The sequence below is a fragment of the Flavobacterium rakeshii genome (assembly GCF_009741375.1).
GTDB lineage: Bacteria > Bacteroidota > Bacteroidia > Flavobacteriales > Flavobacteriaceae > Flavobacterium > Flavobacterium rakeshii.
On record NZ_WOWP01000001.1, the window covers coordinates 44,227 to 65,983 of the forward strand.

Annotated in this window: 25 protein-coding genes; 11 read left to right on the plus strand and 14 right to left on the minus strand. The window is 37.4% G+C overall.

All coding sequences use genetic code 11. The annotated features are described in order from the left end of the window. Nucleotides 1–205: 205 nt before the first annotated feature. Nucleotides 206–553, plus strand: a complete 348-nt coding sequence (locus GN157_RS00225; protein ID WP_157481081.1) for a hypothetical protein — start codon at nucleotides 206–208, stop codon at nucleotides 551–553. A gap of 265 nt (nucleotides 554–818) precedes the next feature. Continuing rightward, complete coding sequence (gene lpxD, locus GN157_RS00230) at nucleotides 819–1,808, plus strand: UDP-3-O-(3-hydroxymyristoyl)glucosamine N-acyltransferase (RefSeq protein WP_157481083.1); 990 nt, start codon at nucleotides 819–821, stop codon at nucleotides 1,806–1,808. 18 nt (nucleotides 1,809–1,826) lie between these two features. Here lpxD and GN157_RS00235 read toward each other — a convergent pair whose 3' ends face one another. Together GN157_RS00235 and GN157_RS00240 are read right to left on the minus strand one after the other, a co-directional pair. Further along, nucleotides 1,827–2,603: a hypothetical protein gene (locus GN157_RS00235; protein WP_157481085.1), complete on the minus strand. Its 777-nt coding sequence runs from the start codon at nucleotides 2,601–2,603 to the stop codon at nucleotides 1,827–1,829. A gap of 67 nt (nucleotides 2,604–2,670) precedes the next feature. Beyond that, a complete protein-coding gene (locus GN157_RS00240) occupies nucleotides 2,671–3,444 on the minus strand; it encodes a hypothetical protein (protein ID WP_157481087.1) in 774 nt (257 codons plus the stop codon). Nucleotides 3,445–3,571: 127 nt separating this feature from the next. Between GN157_RS00240 and GN157_RS00245 the strand changes: the two genes are divergently transcribed. From GN157_RS00245 to GN157_RS00270, 6 genes are all read left to right on the plus strand, one after another. Beyond that, the gene (locus tag GN157_RS00245) at nucleotides 3,572–4,045 is read left to right on the plus strand and encodes a hypothetical protein (protein WP_035132732.1); all 474 of its coding nucleotides are present in this window, start codon (nucleotides 3,572–3,574) and stop codon (nucleotides 4,043–4,045) included. Nucleotides 4,046–4,192: 147 nt separating this feature from the next. Continuing rightward, nucleotides 4,193–4,696, plus strand: coding sequence for a hypothetical protein (locus tag GN157_RS00250; protein ID WP_157481089.1), 504 nt, complete (start codon nucleotides 4,193–4,195; stop codon nucleotides 4,694–4,696). A gap of 146 nt (nucleotides 4,697–4,842) precedes the next feature. Beyond that, nucleotides 4,843–8,502, plus strand: a complete 3,660-nt coding sequence (gene purL, locus GN157_RS00255) for a phosphoribosylformylglycinamidine synthase (protein ID WP_157481090.1) — start codon at nucleotides 4,843–4,845, stop codon at nucleotides 8,500–8,502. 92 nt (nucleotides 8,503–8,594) lie between these two features. Next, nucleotides 8,595–9,560, plus strand: coding sequence for an HNH endonuclease (locus GN157_RS00260; protein ID WP_157481092.1), 966 nt, complete (start codon nucleotides 8,595–8,597; stop codon nucleotides 9,558–9,560). A gap of 239 nt (nucleotides 9,561–9,799) precedes the next feature. Beyond that, the gene (locus tag GN157_RS00265) at nucleotides 9,800–10,363 is read left to right on the plus strand and encodes a hypothetical protein (protein WP_157481094.1); all 564 of its coding nucleotides are present in this window, start codon (nucleotides 9,800–9,802) and stop codon (nucleotides 10,361–10,363) included. A 532-nt stretch (nucleotides 10,364–10,895) separates the two neighbouring features. Beyond that, nucleotides 10,896–11,414, plus strand: coding sequence for a hypothetical protein (locus GN157_RS00270; RefSeq protein ID WP_157481096.1), 519 nt, complete (start codon nucleotides 10,896–10,898; stop codon nucleotides 11,412–11,414). 144 nt (nucleotides 11,415–11,558) lie between these two features. On the opposite strand, the gene GN157_RS00275 is transcribed toward GN157_RS00270, so the two are convergent. From GN157_RS00275 to GN157_RS00285, 3 genes are all read right to left on the minus strand, one after another. Continuing rightward, nucleotides 11,559–11,741, minus strand: coding sequence for a hypothetical protein (locus GN157_RS00275; RefSeq protein WP_157481098.1), 183 nt, complete (start codon nucleotides 11,739–11,741; stop codon nucleotides 11,559–11,561). 76 nt (nucleotides 11,742–11,817) lie between these two features. Continuing rightward, entirely contained in the window at nucleotides 11,818–12,012 is a 195-nt protein-coding gene (locus tag GN157_RS00280; RefSeq protein ID WP_157481100.1) for a hypothetical protein, read from the minus strand. A 25-nt stretch (nucleotides 12,013–12,037) separates the two neighbouring features. Next, nucleotides 12,038–12,835, minus strand: a complete 798-nt coding sequence (locus GN157_RS00285) for a polysaccharide deacetylase family protein (RefSeq protein ID WP_231749015.1) — start codon at nucleotides 12,833–12,835, stop codon at nucleotides 12,038–12,040. A gap of 106 nt (nucleotides 12,836–12,941) precedes the next feature. Between GN157_RS00285 and GN157_RS00290 the strand changes: the two genes are divergently transcribed. Beyond that, nucleotides 12,942–13,445, plus strand: coding sequence for a hypothetical protein (locus GN157_RS00290; RefSeq protein ID WP_157481102.1), 504 nt, complete (start codon nucleotides 12,942–12,944; stop codon nucleotides 13,443–13,445). 226 nt (nucleotides 13,446–13,671) lie between these two features. Here GN157_RS00290 and GN157_RS00295 read toward each other — a convergent pair whose 3' ends face one another. The 4 genes from GN157_RS00295 to GN157_RS00310 all read right to left on the minus strand — a co-directional run bounded on the left by GN157_RS00295 (nucleotide 13,672) and on the right by GN157_RS00310 (nucleotide 16,753). After that, nucleotides 13,672–14,379, minus strand: a complete 708-nt coding sequence (locus GN157_RS00295; RefSeq protein ID WP_157481104.1) for a hypothetical protein — start codon at nucleotides 14,377–14,379, stop codon at nucleotides 13,672–13,674. A 92-nt stretch (nucleotides 14,380–14,471) separates the two neighbouring features. Beyond that, complete coding sequence (locus GN157_RS00300) at nucleotides 14,472–14,780, minus strand: hypothetical protein (RefSeq protein WP_157481106.1); 309 nt, start codon at nucleotides 14,778–14,780, stop codon at nucleotides 14,472–14,474. A 201-nt stretch (nucleotides 14,781–14,981) separates the two neighbouring features. After that, nucleotides 14,982–15,890 carry a helix-turn-helix domain-containing protein gene (locus GN157_RS00305; protein ID WP_317163489.1) on the minus strand — a complete coding sequence of 303 codons (909 nt, stop codon included), beginning with the start codon at nucleotides 15,888–15,890 and terminating at the stop codon, nucleotides 14,982–14,984. Between the two features lie 44 nt (nucleotides 15,891–15,934). Beyond that, nucleotides 15,935–16,753, minus strand: coding sequence for an SDR family oxidoreductase (locus tag GN157_RS00310; protein ID WP_157481111.1), 819 nt, complete (start codon nucleotides 16,751–16,753; stop codon nucleotides 15,935–15,937). Between the two features lie 344 nt (nucleotides 16,754–17,097). Here GN157_RS00310 and GN157_RS00315 point away from each other — a divergent pair, with 344 nt between their 5' ends. Further along, complete coding sequence (locus GN157_RS00315) at nucleotides 17,098–18,156, plus strand: NAD(P)-dependent alcohol dehydrogenase (protein WP_157481113.1); 1,059 nt, start codon at nucleotides 17,098–17,100, stop codon at nucleotides 18,154–18,156. Between the two features lie 97 nt (nucleotides 18,157–18,253). On the opposite strand, the gene GN157_RS00320 is transcribed toward GN157_RS00315, so the two are convergent. The 5 genes from GN157_RS00320 to GN157_RS00340 all read right to left on the minus strand — a co-directional run bounded on the left by GN157_RS00320 (nucleotide 18,254) and on the right by GN157_RS00340 (nucleotide 20,738). Further along, a complete protein-coding gene (locus tag GN157_RS00320; RefSeq protein ID WP_157481115.1) occupies nucleotides 18,254–18,478 on the minus strand; it encodes a hypothetical protein in 225 nt (74 codons plus the stop codon). Nucleotides 18,479–18,740: 262 nt separating this feature from the next. Further along, nucleotides 18,741–19,421, minus strand: a complete 681-nt coding sequence (locus GN157_RS00325) for an ATP-dependent Clp protease proteolytic subunit (RefSeq protein ID WP_157481117.1) — start codon at nucleotides 19,419–19,421, stop codon at nucleotides 18,741–18,743. Nucleotides 19,422–19,513: 92 nt separating this feature from the next. After that, nucleotides 19,514–19,780 (minus strand): hypothetical protein, encoded by a 267-nt coding sequence (locus GN157_RS00330; RefSeq protein WP_157481119.1) that lies wholly within the window; start codon nucleotides 19,778–19,780, stop codon nucleotides 19,514–19,516. Further along, nucleotides 19,761–20,288 carry an RNA polymerase sigma factor gene (locus GN157_RS00335; RefSeq protein WP_157481122.1) on the minus strand — a complete coding sequence of 176 codons (528 nt, stop codon included), beginning with the start codon at nucleotides 20,286–20,288 and terminating at the stop codon, nucleotides 19,761–19,763. The genes GN157_RS00330 and GN157_RS00335 overlap by 20 nt, the downstream gene beginning before the upstream one ends. A gap of 90 nt (nucleotides 20,289–20,378) precedes the next feature. Continuing rightward, on the minus strand, nucleotides 20,379–20,738 hold the full coding sequence (locus tag GN157_RS00340; protein ID WP_157481124.1) for a winged helix-turn-helix transcriptional regulator: 360 nt from the start codon (nucleotides 20,736–20,738) through the stop codon (nucleotides 20,379–20,381). Between the two features lie 82 nt (nucleotides 20,739–20,820). Between GN157_RS00340 and GN157_RS00345 the strand changes: the two genes are divergently transcribed. Then, on the plus strand, nucleotides 20,821–21,699 hold the full coding sequence (locus GN157_RS00345; protein ID WP_157481125.1) for an NmrA family NAD(P)-binding protein: 879 nt from the start codon (nucleotides 20,821–20,823) through the stop codon (nucleotides 21,697–21,699). Nucleotides 21,700–21,757: the final 58 nt, after the last annotated feature.

The following is a 21,757-nucleotide window of genomic DNA, read 5'->3' on the forward strand; positions in this document are numbered from 1 at the left end:
CCCCCGAATAATTTTAAATCCCCAATCCCGCCCGAAAACGGCGGGATTTTTTTTATAAATTATATTCACCATATTACGGTATTCCGCAATAAAACAAACACAATATCGACTAAGTGTAGGTAAATTCGGTTAAAAAGTGTTAATTTTATTAGTATTATTCAAAACACAATGCCTAATTTTACTAAAAACCAAATCATACCCCATAATGAGCGATCCGGGAACATCATTTTTATTCCTGTGCAGAAAAATGTATTTTGACGGCTATACCCCGTCAAACAAAATCTTACACCCTTCTGAAAGCTACCAAACGCTTTGTAACTTAGCTCAACAACTTATAGCAAAAAGAGGAAACGAAGGCTTTGCTCTATACTTTTGCGAATCACAATATCTGGTAGATTTATGGGCTGCTCATTTTATACTGGAATACGGACGCCCTACTGACATTATGAAAACAAGAGCACTCTATGTGGTAAACAAATATGCCCAAATGTCTATTAAAATAAAACTGGCTCAGGAAGAAAAAGCCTGGCTAAAGGAAAACGGATATGTTTAATACTACAGCGCCCATGCCGTGCCATATCTCACTTTGCTGAAAAGCTCACTTCAAAACCGCTCAAATAAGCATTATTAAATTATCATATTTTTATTATTTAATAGCAGACACAGTAGTTTTTTAAAAATATTATATGTTAATTTGACGTTAACATAAAAAAACAAACAATAATCATTAATTAGTAGTTATCTGGTTAAACAGGTAATTATCTAATATTTTTAATCCTTTCTGTACCCTACCTGCAGGACTAATACCACATGTACATATGAAATCATACACGTTACAACAAATAAACGATGTTATTAACGGCGTAATAGAAGGAAACACTACTAACAATGTAACATCTCCCGAACAATTGGAGCTGGCTAATACTAACCAAATAACTTTTATTGGTAATAAAAAGTATGAAAAGCTGTGGCAAAACTCTAATGCCTGTATAGCTGTAGTAAACAAAGATATTACTATACAACCGGGAGACAACAGAGCCTTTATTAAGGTTAATAATGCCGACTTAGCCATGTCACAAATACTGGAGCTGTTTGCTTCGGCACCTCCGTGTTTTGATAAAAATATACATTGTTCTGCTACCATACATGACAGTGCTAACATAGGAAAAAATGTAAAAATAGGCGCAGGCAGCTATATAGGTGCTAATGTGACTATTGGTGATAATGCTGTTATTTATCCTAATGTAACCGTACTGGATGACAGCACTATAGGTAATGGCACAACAATATGGTCGGGTACTGTGGTGCGTGAACGCTGTATAATAGGCGACTATTGTATTTTACACCCTAACTGTACTATTGGTGCCGATGGTTTTGGGTTTAGACCATGCCCGCAACAGGGACTGGTTAAAGTACCACAAATTGGTAATGTAGTAATAGGTAATAAGGTAGAAATTGGTGCAGGTTCGTGTGTGGATCGCGGTAAGTTTAGCTCTACCATTATTGGTGACGGCTGTAAAATAGACAACCTGGTACAAATAGGTCATAACAGTGTTATGGGACGTTTTTGCATTATGGCAGGAAACAGCGGACTGGCAGGATCGGTTACACTTGGTGACGGAGTGGTTATAGGCGGAAGTGCTTCTATTAAAGACCACGTTACCATAGGCAGCGGTGCTGTTGTAGGAGCCGGTTCGGGCGTTACAGGAGATGTTGCTGCAGGAAAAACCGTTTTAGGTTACCCTGCTGTTGATGGAAGAGTTGCGCTTAAACAATGGGCTATCCTTAAAAGAATGGCAACCTCATAAAAAAAGTTTCCTTATTTATTAAAATAAATACTTTGGTGACGGATACGATTTATGTTCGTCACCAAGGGAAACATATACTGTAAAAGTATCTCCTACTACATGATTCACTAAAAAGTTAACAGGAAGCACAGCCTCACCACTTAACTTAGTACCGTTTTTAGACAGGTAATGATAATTTACTGCTGCTTTTCTTTTAGCTAAAAGAAAGAAACCCGATGTTACAGGTGCTAAATCATATATGGTAGCCTCATATTCCTTTCCGTTTTTATATACCCTGTATATTTTAAGTCCGGGCATCACCCCTATTATAAGCAAAATGATTCCGACTAAAGGAAAAACAAAGAATATGTAAAACAGTTTAAAGGGAAAAACAAAAGGCTCAAGCCCTACCAAAGCAGACTGACCATTGTACACTTTTATCGTTATAGGTTCGTGTATTTTAATTTTATCGTTTAAAAAAGTATTGTACTTGTCATTAAGGTCAAATGTTTCAAACTTATCATGTACCACCTGTCCGTTATCCTTATACGAATAAGATATTAAAACCGGATTTTCATTATTAATAGTCACATTGGTTACAAATGTCATTTTATCTATAACAGCTTCTTTTTCGGTGCCTTTACTATAAATAAGCTCGTAATCATATTTTTGATGAGGTTCTATAAACGATGAAACCATCATAAATGTTGGCACTATTACTACAATAGACAGTAGGGTAAAAATAGCCCCTAAGAGAAATAATTTATTGCCTTTTATAAGTTTAAAAAATAACGGAAATCCAATTTGAGTTTGCATATTGAGGTGTGTTTTTTTAGTAGTGCGAAAGTAAAGATTTTAAATTAAAATCTTTTTGTAAAAAGCTCTAGTGTATAATAATATATGACGGAACTAAAACTGAGTTACTCTCTTTTTTACGATCAACAAATATTTTTACTTTATCACCCGATTCTTTATTCAAAAGTAAATAATCTTTTGAAAAACCATTACCATATGCTACATATCCATCTGTCAAATCATAATGGTAAGTAACCCTTATTCCTTTATTTGGAAAAAGTACTATTGTGTCAATTTCTGCTTCTTTAACAATTCCTGTTTTATATAAATTATAAGTCTTGAAAGGTTTTCCTCCTCCAAGATACAAAAGAAGAAAACTCCATAAAATCAAACCAAAATTTATAAATAAAAAGATATGCCCTATACCACTATACCTATCTAAACCTATAATTACAGACTCCCCGTTATAATACTTAACAGGTACATTACCGTCTTCAAATAATTCCTGTGTTTTTATATGGTCAATAGTTTTAAATCTGTCGGTTATCCATTCACCATCCTTTTCATAATTATAGACAACAACTAAAGGATTTCTTTCATTAATCTTAATATTTTTTATTGTATCAATAGCAACAACATTAGCATTTACCTCAATTCCTTTTTCTAAAATTAGTGACACATCATAGTCATCATAATCTTTATTATTTTTAGAATTTGTACTTATAACAACCAATGAAGTTATAACTATAAACAAAAATGAAAAAGCCATAGAAACAACACCAAAACCAAAAAGTACAGAGTTGGTAATATTCCCGAATAGAATTTTAAAAAAAACAGATAAGCTTACATTTCTTTTAGACATAGTAAGTGTGGTTTTAGTAGTGCGAAAGTAAAACTTATTTACATGTTTGCAAAGCACACACTTGCTACTACTCTTACATTAAAATATTATTTTCATATATTTACTTTTAACCAATTAACAAGTAAATATGAAAAAAATTACCTTACTACTATTTGCATCATTTTTAGTACTATCGTGTTCTGTAAACAAATATGCCGATACCTATTACCCTTTTAGCGATGGTGTGGAGTTTAAAATTAAGTATGTGAACTTTAGCAAATATTCTGATTTGGGCGAAGACCCTAATTATCAATACATAGCAGGAAAAGAGGGACGTATATTACAAACCATCTTCTCACTTAAAAATAATACTCAGGAAGACAAGGAGCTAAACCTTAATGAGTTTTACCTGCTGGACAGCAAAAACCAAAAGTACGAACCAACTGCGATAGTACAATCGGGAAAAGTAGGCGGTATGGCACAGGGACAGCTTGACATCAAACTAAAAGCCAACAAAGAGAAAACATTTACAATGACATTTAAACCTGCAATAAACAAGAATGAAAAAATTACAGGTGTTTTAGTTAACGGAAAAGAACATAAACTATCTCCGTCTTCATAAAACAACACTATTATTTATATGGAATCCCTCAAAATTGCGGGATTTTTATATTTAAAAAAGTAGTCCAAAATAAATATATAATACATTCCTTACTCTATTTATCACTACATTTGAAATTATTCATAACACCTTAATCACAACTGCCAAATGGGAAGACACTCACTGGTATCGGCAAGAATAACAGTACAACCTGAAAATCATGATAAAACAGTCGCGTTTTTACAAACTCTAAAAAACGACGATACTTATCCTTATATACGTACCGAAATGTTTAGCACAGGTACTAAAGAAGTACCCCATCAATACTTTACTTCTATAATTGCTTTTGCTGCCAGCTATAAAAACATAGAAGATCACTTTACAGATTTTGTAATAAAGTTTGAACATGTGTTGCGTAACATTGATTTTGACACCTGTAAACTCCATCTTGAAACCGAATTTCTTGGTGATTACAACTTTATGTGGGTAAATAAAAAAATTAATCACATGAAGAATGATAATGTAGTAAAAAATCAGCTTATTGAAACAGACACTTTTTATTTTGGCTATGGAAACCGTACTAAATATGGAACTCTTAGAGATACACTAAATGATACAGACTGTTTTGATAAATGTAATTTTGGCTTTAGTTACCCAATAAATAAAGAGTAACGTATCATATTTCCTGCTGAGGTTAATGGGAATTATACACTTTCAAATCGACAAAAAACCAAATGTATAAATAGGCATTTATGGTATTGCCAGTTATGGAAAATTAGATTAATTTTGCATTTTCAACAACGTAACTACTTTTTCTAATGATCCATTTCTTCGGAAACCAGACGAATACCGTTTTTGCAGTACAAACGCAAGGCGAACTTTCTACAGAGGATATTTCAAAACTGAACTGGCTTTTTGGCAACGCACATAAGATAGAGAAATCCGTACTGACGGATTTTTTTGTTGGGCCACGCGCCACAATGATAACGCCATGGAGCACCAATGCCGTAGAGATTACTCAAAACATGGGTATACAGGGTATTGTAAGGATTGAAGAGTTTGAAAAAACTACAGAAGACAATACTGATTTTGACCCTATGCTTTCGCAAAAGTATAACGGACTTAACCAGGATATTTATACCATAAACATACAGCCGGAACCTATACTGGAAATTACAGATATAGCGGCTTACAACGAGAAAGAAGGACTGGCACTTAGCCCTGATGAGGTTGAGTATCTTGAAAACCTTGCTACAAAACTGGGCCGTAAGCTAACGGACTCTGAAGTGTTTGGTTTCTCTCAGGTGAATTCAGAGCACTGTCGTCACAAAATATTTAACGGTACGTTTGTGATAGACGGTGAGGAAAAACCATCATCACTATTTAAACTTATCAAGAAAACATCGCAGGAAAACCCTAACGATATCGTTTCGGCTTACAAAGATAACGTAGCCTTTATAAAAGGCCCACGTGTACAACAGTTTGCTCCAAAAACTGCCGATAAGCCCGATTTTTATGACGTTAAGGAGTTTGACTCGGTTATATCGATAAAAGCTGAAACACACAACTTCCCTACTACTGTAGAGCCGTTTAACGGTGCTGCAACCGGTAGTGGTGGTGAAATTCGTGACAGGCTGGCCGGCGGACAGGGTTCCCTTCCGTTAGCAGGTACAGCAGTGTACATGACATCATACTCACGCCTTGAGGAAAACCGCCCTTGGGAAAACGGTATGGATGAGCGTAAATGGCTTTACCAAACCCCAATGGATATCCTTATCAAGGCATCAAACGGTGCGTCTGACTTTGGTAACAAATTCGGGCAACCGCTTATCTCGGGTTCGGTACTAACATTTGAGCACGAAGAAGATGCACGCAAACTTGGTTTCGATAAAGTAATCATGCTTGCAGGTGGTATTGGCTACGGTAAAGAGAGTCAGTCAATAAAACAAAAACCACAAACAGGTGATAAAGTAGTTATCCTTGGTGGTGAAAACTACCGCATTGGTATGGGTGGTGCTGCGGTATCATCGGCCGATACGGGAGAATTCAGCTCGGGTATCGAACTTAATGCGATACAGCGTTCTAACCCAGAGATGCAAAAACGTGCAGCAAATGCCGTGAGAGGTCTTGTGGAGAGCGACGAAAACCCAATTGTTTCTATTCACGATCACGGTGCGGGCGGACACTTAAACTGTCTGTCAGAACTTGTTGAGGAAACAGGAGGTAAAATAGATTTAGACAAACTGCCTGTGGGTGACCCTACCCTTTCGGCTAAAGAAATAATAGGTAACGAGTCGCAGGAACGTATGGGACTTGTTATCGGTCAGAAAGATATTGATACCCTTAAGCGTATTGCCGATCGTGAGCGTTCGCCAATGTATGCTGTGGGTGATGTAACGGGAGACCATAGGTTTACATTTGAGTCGGCTACTACAGGAGCTAAGCCAATGGACTTTGCTCTGGAAGATATGTTTGGCTCATCGCCTAAAACAATAATGACCGATAAAACGGTTGACGCTAAATATGCTAACCCTGAGTACTCTCAGGAAAACATTCACAACTACCTTAACCAGGTACTTCAGCTTGAGGCTGTAGCGTGTAAAGACTGGTTAACTAACAAAGTTGACCGTTGTGTGGGCGGACGCGTTGCTAAACAGCAAACTGCCGGACCTATACAATTACCGCTTAACAACGTGGGTGTTATGGCGCTTGACTTTGCAGGTAAAGAAGGTATTGCAACCTCTATAGGCCACTCGCCTGTTGCTGCCCTTGCCGATGCTGCTGCCGGTAGCCGTACTGCTATTGCAGAGGCTTTAAGTAACATTGTTTGGGCTCCGCTTAAAGACGGACTTAAAAGTGTATCGCTTTCGGCAAACTGGATGTGGGCTTGTAAAAACGAAGGTGAAGATGCAAGGCTTTATGATGCTGTAGAGGCATGTAGCGACTTTGCAATCCAGCTGGGTATTAACATCCCTACCGGTAAAGACTCTTTATCAATGAAACAAAAGTATCCTAACGGTGATGTTATCGCTCCGGGTACTGTAATTATATCGGCTGCAGGTAACTGTAACGACATTAACAAGGTAGTAGAGCCTGTACTTAAAAAGAACGGCGGAAACATTTACTACATTAACCTATCGGGCGATACATTTAAGCTTGGAGGTTCGTCGTTTGCACAGGTACTTAATAAAGTAGGTAACGATGTTCCTACTATTAAGGATGCTGCCAAATTTAAAACAGCTTTCAATACTATACAGGAGCTTATTAAAAACGGTAAAATTGCTGCCGGACACGATATAGGTAGTGGTGGTTTAATTACTACGCTTCTTGAAATGAGCTTTACTGAGGTGAACCTTGGTGCTGAGTATAACCTTACTGCCCTTAATGAGGCCGATACGGTTAAAGCCCTATTTAACGAGAACATTGCCCTTGTTATACAGGCAGATGCAACTGTAGAGGCAGAACTTGCTAAAAACGGTGTTGACTTTACCCTTATAGGTAAGCCGGCAGAAGGTGCTGTAGTTACCGTTAAAAACGGTGAAAGCAACCTTAGCTTTAACGTAAGCGAGGTTAGGGATACATGGTACAAAACTTCGTACCTGCTAGACCAGAAGCAAAGTGGAAAAGTAAAAGCGCAGGAGCGTTTTGACAATTATAAAAACCAACCGCTAACGTATAGCTTCCCTAGCCATTTTGATGGTAAAAAAGTAGCTATAGACAGCAGTAAACCAAGACCAAAAGCGGCTATTATTCGTGAAAAGGGTTCGAACTCAGAGCGCGAAATGGCAAACGCTATGTACCTTGCCGGATTTGATGTTAAGGACGTACACATGACCGACCTTATATCGGGTCGTGAAACGCTTGAGGATATTCAGTTTATTGGTGCTGTGGGTGGTTTCTCTAATTCAGATGTACTTGGTTCGGCTAAAGGATGGGCTGGTGCTTTCCTTTACAACGAAAAGGCTAAAACGGCTTTAGAGAACTTCTTTAAGCGTGAAGATACCCTATCGGTAGGTATTTGTAACGGTTGTCAGCTTTTCGTTGAGCTTGGGCTTATAAACCCTGACCACGAGAACAAACCGAAAATGCTTCATAACGATAGCCACAAACACGAAAGTGCGTTTACATCGGTTACCGTACAGGAAAACACATCTGTAATGCTTTCTACCCTAGCCGGTAGTACGCTGGGTGTTTGGATTTCGCATGGTGAAGGTAAGTTTAACCTGCCTTATAGCGAAGACCAGTATAACATTGTTGCCAAATATGGTTATGAAGGTTATCCTGCAAATCCTAACGGATCGAGCTATAACGTAGCGATGATGGCAAGCAACGACGGTCGTCACCTGGTAATGATGCCACACATTGAGCGTTCTATGTTCCAGTGGAACTGGGCTTACTATCCTGAAGGTCGTGAAGATGAGGTTACGCCTTGGCACGAAGCGTTTGTTAACGCACGTAAGTGGATTGAGAACAAATAATAAGACGTTTAGAATATAGACGTTAGATAATAGACAAGAGCCCCGCAGTTGCGGGGCTTTTTTGTTTATATTTGAGATAAAAGATATTAACAATGAGTGGAACAATTAAAACAAAAGATGTAAAAATTCTTTGGTCAAGAGGAGCTGGACGTTGCTCAATGAAAGAATGTAGACGTAAACTTACAATGGACAGTAGTAAAGAAACTGAAAGTTATGCATTAGGAGAAATGTGCCATATAATTGGTGAAACAAACTCTGACAAGTCGCCTCGAGGTATCAGCTCAATGCCTGAAGAGGATAGAAATAATTATTCTAACTTAATACTTCTATGTTCACATCATCACACAGAAATAGATAAAAACATTAATGATTGGCCAATAGAAATTCTACACCAAGTAAAAGATGAACATGAATTGTGGGTTGAGGAAACTCTTTCACAAAAAACTATTACACCTGCCGAACTTGTGTATTCAAATATTATTGATAATATCAATATTAAACTCCAATTAGACCTATACAACTGGTTTATGTCTAATGCTGTGAGAAATGTTATCTATAATAATTTTATAGATGCCGCTGATTATTTCGAGGAAAGACTAATCGCAATAGATTGGCCAAATACAAATGTAGAACTTGAAAAGTCTATTATTAACCTTATGAAATCATTTACTGATTATATTACTCATTATTTAAAATACTCTAGTCCACAAGAACCTGGTTTTAAATATTATAGAGAAGACACAACATATAAAAAAATATTTCCAAATCCAGACTATCATACAATCAGTGATAGAAATCAGCTATGGATAAAAAAGAATTTTTTTCTACTACAGAAATTTGTTTATTTTTTGAATCTTTTTGTCAAAGAAGTAAGAAAAGATTTTAATCCATTTTTCCATTTGGAACGCGGAAAATTTCTAATTGTAGATGAATATGGCATGTATGGAGGAGGTGAGCCTTACTTATTACTCCCAAAAATAAATGACATTAATAATCATTTAGATACAATTAATAGTGAGATAAACGAATTTGAAGAAAAAAACGCCGACTATATCTAATTTAATCTAAACTTACCAACTTCCACATTAACTCCCCTTGCTGGCTCGAGCGTCCCGCTCGTGCTAGTTATAGATTCCTCACTTCATTTCATTACGTATTCGGAATGACAAAACCTTGCATCATTTCGATATGAAGCGTAGCGCAATGAGGCACGAGGCTGAAAAGCCGACTGATGTAATAAATCTCAAAGATTGCCATTTAAAACAAATAGCTATCTTTACAAAAAACACGCCTTACAATGAAGAAACTCTTACTTCTGCTTACTTTAATTACCTTAGTGTCTTGCAACAATGACGACACCTTACAGGAAACACACGAATTTCGTGATAGCCTTGTAAGCACTTATAAATTAAAGTCTATATATACTGATGTAGCTATCGACCTAAATGGAGATGGTGTACCTCAAACAGACCTTATACTGGAAGCAGAATGCTTTAACAATATAAGTTTTCAAATTTATATGGCTGAATTTATTTATAACGAATGGGGTGATTATAAAACTTTTTGGCTTAATGTTCCTTACTCTGATTATGAACATGAAACAGAAACATATAACACATGTTTACAGGATGCAATGGTTTTTTATGGCTATGACATAGATGAGGAAAGTAAAGAAATATCTATAAATGACAGGAATGAGGAAATGGAAGCCTTATATGGCACTCTTACCGATGTTCACTGGGAAAATAATATTGCATATTTCACACTAACCCACAAACTGTATACTACACAAGGATGGCAAAATGTAACCATTTATATGGAGTATCTTAAATGGGATTTTATAAATAATATTCCTAAATAGGCATAAATACTGTATAAACAAAAGCCCCGCGACTTGCGGGGCTTTTGTATTATAATCGCGACAGGATTCGAACCCATGACCGCCCAGAGATTACTACGTCGTACCTCCTCGCAATGACAGTAGGAACTTTTACATATAATAGATTTCTCCACTACACTGCGTTTCGGTCGAAATGGAAACAACAGCACAGTGAAGCTCAGGCATAAAACGCCGTGACGTAAGCAAATTATAAACGAGGCGTTAATAAGCATCCGGTGTTTGAGGCGACAGCCGAGTTCGGATGGTTTAGCCGAGTGCCGTAATTTGTAGCCTAAGGAGTTAGAGCCTTGAACTTTTCGTTCTTTTGTTTCAAGACAAAAGGACAATTACACTAAGAGATCCTTCCTAACGTCAGGATGACAAACCATTCAAACTTCATAGAGATTGCCATGTCGTCCCTCCTCGCAATGACAATTGAAAGAAGATTGCTTTGCGGTCCACCTGAGAACAAATGTTTTGCTTATATTTGATAGAAACTCACACCTTTTACCTAATGAAAAAATTAATTTATATACTTTTCATTCTCTTCATTACAAGTTGTAGTTCAACAAAAAAGATAAACGGGAAATACTCTTTTAAAAACAATGAAAGGTTAATATCTATTGATTTTAAAAATGATAGTTTATGCGAAGTAAATCAGGTTTTTTATTGTGATAAGATTCCCGAAAAATATCAAAACACAACCTTCATGTGTAAATATTCTGTTAGCTCACTAAAGAAGGCTATAGGATATAACGAAAACTTCAAAAAGAAAAGGATTAAATTCAGGAAGCTGACTATGCAAAATCTGGCAGATAGCATTCCCGATTCGTATATCATAATTCCGGATTACAAAAATTCATGTTTACCTCCCGTCGCTATTAATTCAAAAGAAGCTAAACTTCAAAATAAAATTAAATATGGAATAATATATAATTTAGTGAATGATACATTAGTCATATACGATAGTCATATTACTTTTGCAAACTATAAATTGACAAAAGTTAAAAAGAAACGTAAAGCATCAAATTAGTATTTACTTAGTCCTGATGGTTCGAGTCTTGAATTTTTCGTTCTTTTGTTTCAGGGCAAAAGGACAAAACACAATTTGAGATTTCTCCACTACACTGCGTTTCGGTCGAAATGGAAAAAAATTCTTCTTATCGTCGATGATAGGTTATCCAAAAAATATAAAAAGCAGTATTAGTATAACCACCACATACATCGCTACAAGAAATGTATTATTCTTTTTGGGTTTTATTTCAAATTGCTCAAAACCTTGTGCTTGATTAGTATTACATACATAACAATAAGAGGCTTCCTGAGTAAGCATATTACCACAGCTTAAACATGGCTTCATGGTGTGATTATTTTTAAAATTTCAGGTTTGTAAAAATAACATTCAAAAATTACCTCAGTAATTTATAAAACAATGTTTAGTTTTTATAATTAGCTTTTACTTTACGTTTTTTAACACCGGTAAAGGCATAGTAAAATAATATAAACAGTATTGCTAAATTAAAGTAGCGTTCCAGTAATGGTTGCTGTACATTGTAAACAACACTGTAAATATTATAGGTAAATTTTAAAACCACTAATACTAGTGTAGCGATGGCTATTTGTTTTTTCATAACTTTAAAGATACTAATTAAAGAATTATTTACCTTGTTTTCCCCTTACATATTCACCAAGTTGCAGCATGGTAGGAACCCAAATGTCCTTTTTATGTTTTTTAAGGTACTCCAGTAATTTACGGTGTTCTTCAAGGTCAATGTTAAGCGGATGCCCACCTCCTACTCCGTGAAAAATAAATACAATGCAACTCCCTTTTTTCTCGGCTTCTTCAATTTCGGCAATCATGTGCCCGGCTGTAGTCCCCGACTCCCCAAATGCGCACACATTGTTGAGGTTAATTTCCTTTATTGATGCATAAACCGATGCTACTCCTCTTGCTGCTACAAATTCGTTTTTCACCTCTTTGTAAAACAGGGTATCGTTTATGGTAAGATCACCACACGGGTAAGCAAAAGTGCGCTTATCCTTTCCGTCTATAGCCTTAAGTAGGGCGTTTGTAGCCTTTATCTCGTTTACGGCACGGGCAACAGTGTATCGGGACAAATCGGCTTCGGTTGGCACCCATTCCCTGTTTTCCAGCGAACCATCACACGGGTGGTTTAAGGTATGGTTACCCAACTCATGTCCCCGCTTTGCAGCCTTGCGCCATTCATCCAGCCTCTTTGCCACAACAGGCGAAGCTCCTATAAGGTAAAACGTACCTTTAAGTCCGTAATCGTTAAGAGCAGGTACTACATTATCAAGATGCTCGTTTAATGCATCGTCGTAAGTTAGTACAACGGCACATTTTTTTCCGTTCCAGTCGGTTTGTGCAAAACCAATACCGTTAATGGTTAAGGCGATAGCCAAAACCATATTCTTAAAGCTTATTTTTTTCAAGGTACACTATTAAAAGATGGAACCATAAATGTAAGGTTTTTACAGCTACTGTTAAACGAACTGGTAAAATGATTATTTTTACAATAACCAATTTCAATCACGCCTAATGAAAAAGCTATTACTTACCATTGCATTACTGGTTACTGCATTATGCCAGGCACAAATTGATTTTAACAGTAAAACATTAATGGGTGAAGTTACACCAAACGGACCTGTTTTGCTTATTGAAGAATCTACTCTTGTTACCGAAATAAATAATAATTTTGGCAGTAATGTAACAAAACTTGAAAAGTGTAAAATAGTAAAGGGAGTTACAATGGGAGAAAAAGAAGAGGAGTTTTACTATCTAAAATTCACCACCTCTATCACTAACAAAACATTGGTAAAATACCTGTTTAATTATAACGGTAAACTTTATATTGATCCTGTTAATGAAACCGAGCCCTATCAATACAGCTATACAAGTTGCGAGGGAGTGGAAGACTGTAAACCTCATCTTTTTGTGATAGACGGTGAAAAAGGCTGGACTTGTGGTACTAGTTTAGCATGTGTTGCTGAGGTTACCGAAGAAAATAAATGCATCAAATCGTCATCTGTTTTTATGCCTTAATAAATATAAACATCTAAAAGCTTATATCCCTAAATTTATAGTCTCGATTTAATATTCTTTGCTTACTAAGCATTTTAACATAATAAAAATTAAACAGAACCAGAGCCCATCAGTTAAAACTTGAAAAGTTACTCATTAAAAATGATAATATAATAAAAGAAAAAGAAGTAATCAGTAGTTCAACTAATTACTTCTTTTATCTTTTTATAGGTAAAATACTCTACGTTTACTCACTTCCGCCATTTCGTTCACAATCATGCATACATATATTTAAGTCCATAGGTATGTAGTGATTAATAGCCATTTCGTGATCTTGTATGGCCGATGATGCAAACTCATAATCTCTTAAATAATAAACTGCCAAGAAGAGTTGCTGAACAAAACCATGATTTTCTACATCAATTGCTGTGCTGGTTGCATCCATACATGCCTCTTTACATGCCTCTACATCACCTAGTGGCTCAGGCTGAGGCATTAACTCGGGCTGAAAAATTTGCAATAATGTAGTTGTATCGTTAGCTGCTAACTCAATAAGTTTAAAAAGCTCGTCGTTATTTTGCATTAATAAATCAAATTTTGTTACAAAATCATCATACATATTTTCAAACTGAGTTACTGTTGTAAAACCTGTTTTAGAGATATTTCCCGATATCCAATTCATCCATTCTGACTTACTGGAAAAGCTGACCCTGTTAGGCGCAACTTTACTGTTAAAAGCACTTATAGATGATTTAAAGCCAATATAATCCTGCGTTTGTGTCATTAACACATACATTCTTGCTGCTTTATTGATACTATCTGTAGGCATTGATTTAAGCTGAAACGAAACAGATTCGGGTTGCTGATTATCTGTTGCATTATCAATATCTGAAGAACAGGAAAAATAAAATAATGTCGAAACACAAAAAATAAAGGGTAAGGCTAGTTTTTTCATATAGATAGTTTCTAAAATTAATTTAACAATTTTAGATATAAAAAACCATGTTTATGTTAAATAAAACATAAAACCCTAAAAAATAAACAAAACTACAAACTTAAAGCACCATATACTTTTGTAATACCTGCGTCAATAAATACTATTTGGTTAAGCGTTCCTGTTATTTTTACTATCCTGAGTTTTTTATATCCGCTTTCCTTTTTAAGGTTTTTGAGAAGTTCCTTAAGGGCAGTAAGCTCCTTTTTATCTTTTTCTATAGTTTCTCTTATTTTATATACACTTATAATTTGGCTAATCTCTAAATCAGTCGGATTAACACTTACATCATTTTTTTTGAGACTGGCTTTCGTAAGAATGCCTTTAGCTAACAATAGCTGTTCACACAGTTTTTGTTCCATACAGTTGAGGGATTGAAGTAACTTATTATTCTTTGAGTTTAATACGGAAATATAAATTTACACCTTTTAAATTTATTAATCTACACCTAAAACACTCATTACCCCTATTTTAGCATAATTTAAAGAAAAGCGTCCTTTTTTTAACTTAATAAACAAAAAAGTCCCGCTAATAGCAGGACTTTTTGAAAATATAAATTTAAATCAGTTTAAACTCCTGTATTCTACAGGGCTCATTCCTGTTTTTTGCTTAAAAAGTTTACTGAAATGTTGCGGATACTCAAACCCTAAACTGTAAGCTATCTGGCTAACGGGTGAGGCACTGCCTAACAGCATAGTTTTAGCATTATTAATAAGAAAATCGTTTATGTACTTTTTGAGGCTCTTACCTGTTTCCTTTTTAAGCATGTCGCTAAGGTAATGACCCGACATGTTTAACTGCTCACCAAAATAGTTTACGGTAGGTATCCCTTTTTCGGCTAATTGCCCTGATGTATAATAATCCTGCAGCAACTGTTCAAAACGGGTTACATAGTCCTTATTTAAGTTGGTACGGGTGTAAAACTGCCTGTCGTAATAGCGGTTACAGTAATCCAGTAACAGCTCAATATTGCTAACGATAAGGTTTTGCGTATGCTGATCGATATTTTGGCGGTATTCCATATCAATTTTTTCGGCCAGTCCGGTAAGTAATTTCACTTCGGTTTCCGATATGTGTAGCGCCTCATGCACATCATAGGAGAAAAACGAATAATCGTGTATCTTTTTACCCAGGGGTGACTTTCTAATCAAATCAGGATGAAATGCCAACGACCACCCTCCGTCATCCTCGTCATGCGAACTGTTACCCGGCATAATTATTTGCCCCGGACTCATAAACATAAGAGTCCCATCATCAAAATCATATGAGTTGCGACCATAGCGCATATCATATTTGGCATTTTTATAGGATATATAATAGAAGCCAAAAGCAAAACGCTTCCCTTCAAAATCCATAGTTGCCCTGGTGTCCTTATGATAGCTTATGGATACCAACGGATGCCTAGGGCTCTCAAGCCCCGCCAGTCGATGATAATCGGCTACTGATTTAACATGGATAATTTCGCTGCTCACAACCTTGTAGTTTATACTGTAAAAATAACTATAAATACTTTATGTTACAGCCCTAAAGCCTGTTTCATATTAGCTTTAAGCTCATCGTCACTAAGCTCTTTTCGGGAGTTTACATACTGTATCGCATCCGGTCCGGCGGTGTAACGCAGCCTGTCGGTTCCGTCAGTTGCAGCTTCATAAATAACCTGAGCCACTACAGATGCCGGAGACGATTCGCCCATCATTCTCTCTACAGCCTGCATAATGGTATCTACATATTGCTTGTATTGTGGTAGTTCGTCTCCCCCACTTTTAAAGTCGAATGAACGCCCGGCAAAGTCGGTCGCAATAGCACCCGGCTCAACAATTTTTACTTTAGCACCAATGTTTTCAAGCTCGTAGCTCAGGGATTCAGATATACCCTCTACGGCAAACTTAGTACCATGATACAACGACCCCAGCGGGAAGGTAATTTTCCCTCCTATAGATGATATATTGATAAACATACCATCGTGGTTTTCCCTAAAGTGAGGCAGTACTGCTTTTGTAACATCCAGCAGGCCTATAACATTAGTATTAAACTGCCTTGCTATACTCTCGCGGTCAAACGCCTCCAGCGGACCATAAGCACCATAACCGGCATTGTTTACCACAACATCTATTTTACCAAATTTTGCAATGGTATTGGCTACCGCTGTTTTAATGGAGTCTAATTCTAGTACATCAAGTCTTTCCACCACTACATTATCCAGTTGGTTAAGTTCGGTTTCATTTTGTGGGGTTCTCATGGTTGCCACAACGTTCCACCCCTGTTCATTAAAGTATTTTGCAGTGGCTTTACCTATACCTGCACTTGCTCCTGTAATTAAAACTGTTTTTTTCATTTTCTGTTCGTTTTTAAAATTGTACAAGACAAAATTAGAGCAGTTACTCTAGTGGGATTTAATCATTTTGCAGAGGGTCTAATACTTTTTGCAGATTGACTTACTGAACCAAAAAACAATGTTTGAAAAACGTAATTTATTGTTTGAATTTTGCAAGTTTACCCGTTTACCCTTATCTAAATTTACATGGCTTTAAGGCAGGCATCCGTAAATTAAAAGGAAAGCTTATTGGCTTTTGATTTACTGATACTTATCTTAAAAATTAGCAAAATATTAAAACTTGTTCAACAGGTTTTACCTTCAAAAATGTCTAACTTTAAAGATTACCAAAAAACAAATAGATTATGAGTGTAACAAACGTAAAGGCTTATGGTGCACCAGCTGCCGATGCCGACTTAAAACAACTTAATATTGACCGCAGGGAACCAACTACTAAAGATGTTGAGATTGACATTTTATACTGCGGTGTATGCCACTCTGACCTGCATACAGCACGTAACGACTGGGGCGGAAGTATGTACCCAGCCGTACCGGGACACGAAATTGTAGGCCGTGTAACCCGCGTGGGTAGCGAAGTAAGCAAGTTTAAAGTAGGCGACCTTGCAGCCGTAGGTTGTATGGTAGACTCCTGTGGTGAGTGCCCTAGCTGTAAACAGGACTTAGAGCAATATTGTGTGCCTGGCTTTACCGGTACTTATAATGGTAAAGACACTCACCTGGGCGGACATACCTATGGAGGATATTCTGAAAAGGTAGTGGTAGATGAGCACTTTGTACTTAAAGTGCCCGAAAATCTTGACCTTGCAGGGACTGCTCCGTTACTGTGTGCAGGTATCACTACATGGTCACCATTACGCCACTGGAATGTAGGTCCGGGGAGTAAAGTAGCAGTTGTAGGTCTTGGCGGATTAGGCCACATGGCTATTAAACTGGCTAATGCTCTTGGGGCTAATGTAACCCTGTTTTCAAGAACTCCGGGAAAAACTCAGGATGCGCTTGACCTTGGTGCACACGAGGTGGTTATCTCTACCGATGCCCAGCAAATGAAAAATGTAGCAGGTAAGTTTGATGTTATTATCGATACTGTGCCTTATGTACATGACCTTAACCCATATGTGGGTACACTTGCCATTAACGGTACTCTGGTAGTTGTAGGTTACCTGGGCGGACTTGAGCCGTTACTTAATACTGTACCTATGATTTTAGGAAGGAAAGCCGTAGCCGGATCGGTTATTGGTGGTATTGCCGAAACTCAGGAGATGCTTGATTTTTGTGGTAAGCACAACATCACATCGGAAATTGAGGTGATCAAAATGCAGGAAATCAACGAAGCGTATGAGCGTATGATAAAAAGCGATGTACGTTACCGTTTTGTAATTGATATGGCTTCATTAAAAGCCTAATTGTATTACCATAAAAACACAACAAAAATCCCCGCCTGTGGTGGGGATTTTTTATTCTTTAGAGCGTCGGATTGTGGTTCCGAAGGTTGTAACTATATTAATTGCCGGATTTCCTTGCGGCATATAACCCTCCAGCAAAAAGCAGTATTGCTGCTCCTAAATATATAAAGCCCTGCATTTGTCCTGATTCGTTTGAGGCATCAATTTCAATTCCTAAAAACTTTACCGCTTTAGTACTGTCGGCTACTTTATTCACACCAATATACCCTACTCCCAAGCTTATCACAATCAGTATAATACCTATTACTTTTGATACATTCATAATCTTTTGGTTTTTAATGTTTCTCTAATTTAACAAGAATATTTTGCATGAATGAATCCTGATTTGTAATTAGCTTTTTTTTAGTACATAACCTTAAAATATTACACTAATTTTAAGAAAACCATATTACCATTTCGAGAAGATACAACGAAGCAATCTCAATAATTATATAGATTACCATGCTCCATTTCATTGCGCTCGTAATGACAACCTTCATCTTTAAAAGCTACGCCCAAAAGATGGAAATTTAAACTTAAAACCACTATCTGGTCAATACCTCATCAATCATCCCGAAGGCTTTGGCTTCCTCGGCGGTCATCCAGTAATCACGTTCGGCACTTTTATTAATGGTATCAAAATCTTTACCGCTATGGCGGGCAATTATACTGTACAGGTCTTCCTGCACTTTTAATACCTGACGTACGCTTATATCCATATCGGCTGCCGTACCCTGTGCCCCACCCGATGTTTGGTGTATCATGACTCTGGCATGCTGTAGTGCCGATCGTTTACCTTCGGCTCCTGCACACAACAGTACCGACCCCATTGAGAGTGCCACTCCGGTACAAATAGTAGCCACATCTGGCGTTATGTACTGCATGGTGTCATAAATCCCGAAACCCGCATATACCGATCCGCCCGGGGAGTTGATATACAACTGTATGTCCTTTTTAGCATCCAGTGACTGTAAAAAGAGTAACTGTGCCTGTATAATATTGGCATTGCGTTCTTCCACCTGCTCGCCTAAAAAAATAATCCTGTCCATCATAAGCCTTGAAAAAACATCAAGCTGGGTAATATTAAGCTGGCGTTCTTCCATAATATAGGGTGTTAGCGCCGTAGGGCTGGCATAGCGCTGTGTATTGCTAATGTATTTGTCTACATACAGGCTGTTTACCCTGTGGTGTTTTACGGCGTAATTGCGAAATTCTTTTGCGTTCATAACTGTTCGTTTTTTGATTTGATTAAAGAATAACTATCCTGCCACCGCTATAGCACAGGGTGTTACTGATTGTGATTGTATTTTGTATTTGATTATTTAAAGAAGCTAAATACCTTCTCCCTAAAGGAAACATATTTAGGAGCAGTAAAAACATGATGGGCTACCTGTTCTACTTCGGCTTTAAGCTGTTGCCTGCCATACTGCTGTACTATGGCACGGGTTGTTTTTTGCCAGTGCAGGTTTTCTTTTAAATCGGGTTCAAGCAGCAGGCGTGCTTCAAACAGTACTTTCTCTTCTCCGCTACATTCACCGTTGAGGTAACTGTCGGTTATAACCTTATTATTCCATGAAGTCTTCATACTGCAGCGATTTTTGTTTTACGGTTTCCTTTACTTTTTCCAGGCATTTGTGCTTTTGTACTGTAGCCGATCTACCTCCTGAAAAACCAAATCTTTGCGCCAGTCTTTCGGCATCCAGTTTTTCATAATAAAAAGCCGATAGCAAATCCATACATTTTTTACCGGTTGTACTAAGCAGGTGCATCAGTTTTGGAGTGGCAGCCTCCGTATAATCAGCCTCCGTATCGATAAAAGAGATATCCCCGTTGTACATTTTGGTCACCTCATCAAAGCGTTTACACCACAAATGTTTTGAGATCCCCATTATATAAGCCTGTTCGTTGTTAGGGACTTCCCTCCCGTTTTGAATGTGCTCCATATAAATAACAAGGGCATCATGAAAAACATCTTTAGCCTCACTTGGTGTCGCTCCCCTTTTTGCCACATAGCGTGCCACGGCGGGGAATGCTTTTATATATAAAGCCTCCAGTAATTCTGTACGCGATATTGTTGTATTATTTATAGCCATACTACATGGTGTTTATCTATATGTGCCAAAAGTGATGCAGGTATCACCATAAAAGTACTTCTTTTTTAAAAAGTATTTTACAAAACCGATTTAAAACCCGTTAGACCTTTCCTTTTGTGCCCACAGTGCCATAGCATCAATAACAGGCATGAGCCCTTTACCGGTTTTACTAAGGCTATAGGTTACATATGGCGGAACCACAGGCTTAGCCTTCCTGATTACGAGTCCGTCACCTTCCAGTTGTTTTAAATGCTGTATAAGCACCTTCTCTGTTATAGCAGGTATAGCCTTTCTTAGTTCGCTGTAGCGCTTAGGCCCCTGCGAAAGATGATAAATTATAATAGGCTTCCAATAGTTACCTATTTTTTCCATTACATAAGTTACAGGGCACGTTTCGAGCGCGTACTGTTTGTTTTCCTGTATTACCGAAGTTTCTTTAATCGCGGTCATATCATACATACTTTAGGGTAAGTACTTGTATAAAAGTAAGTACAAATGTAACTTTGTTTCAACAAATAAAAAAGTAAAAATCATGAAAATAACAGTAACAGGATCAATAGGTAACGTAGCAAAACATATTGCAGAAACACTTATTGCAAACGGTCACGATGTTAGCATAGTTAGCAGCAGTGCCGAAAGAAAACAGGATATTGAAAAACTTGGTGCTAAAGCTCTTATAGGCGGTATTAACGATGCTGCCTTTTTAACCGATGCCTTTACAGGTGCCGATGCCGTTTTTGCCATGACCCCTCCTAACCTTGGTGGTGGTAATGTGGTGGAGAACACAACCAATGCCGGTAAAACTTTGGCGGAAGCCATAGAAAAATCGGGGGTAAAAAGAGTGGTAATGCTAAGCAGTATAGGAGCTGATAAACCTAGCGGTAACGGACCCATTGCAGCCCTACACCGCATTGAAGGTTTTTATAACCAGATACCAAATGTTAAGTTCACTTTTGTGAGGGCAGGTTTCTTTTACTATAACTACTTCAACGATATTCCGCTTATTAAAAATGCAGGTATACTGGGCTCTAACTATTCAGCAAGCACTGTCCTACCATTAGTACACCCTAAAGACATTGCAGCTGTAGCCGCTGAAGAACTGGTAAACCTAAACGGAGAAAGCAGTATTCGTTATGCTATTAGTGATGTGCGCACCACTCAGGAAGTGGCAAAAGCACTGGGTAATGCTATAGGAAAACCAGAACTACCTTGGGTACCTTTTACAGATGAACAGCTTATTGAAGGAATGACACAGGCTGGGCTACCTGCCGATATTGCCGAAATGTATACCGATATGGGTCGTGGTTTAAGCGACGGTAGTATACAGGAACATTTCCTGGCTACCACAGGCACTGCAAACGGCAAAATAAAACTGGAAGAATTTGCTACAGAGTTTGCTCTTAAATTTTAATACCTAATAAATGTAAATCCCCCTATATTAGGGGGATTTTTTTATATGTTACTTTTTT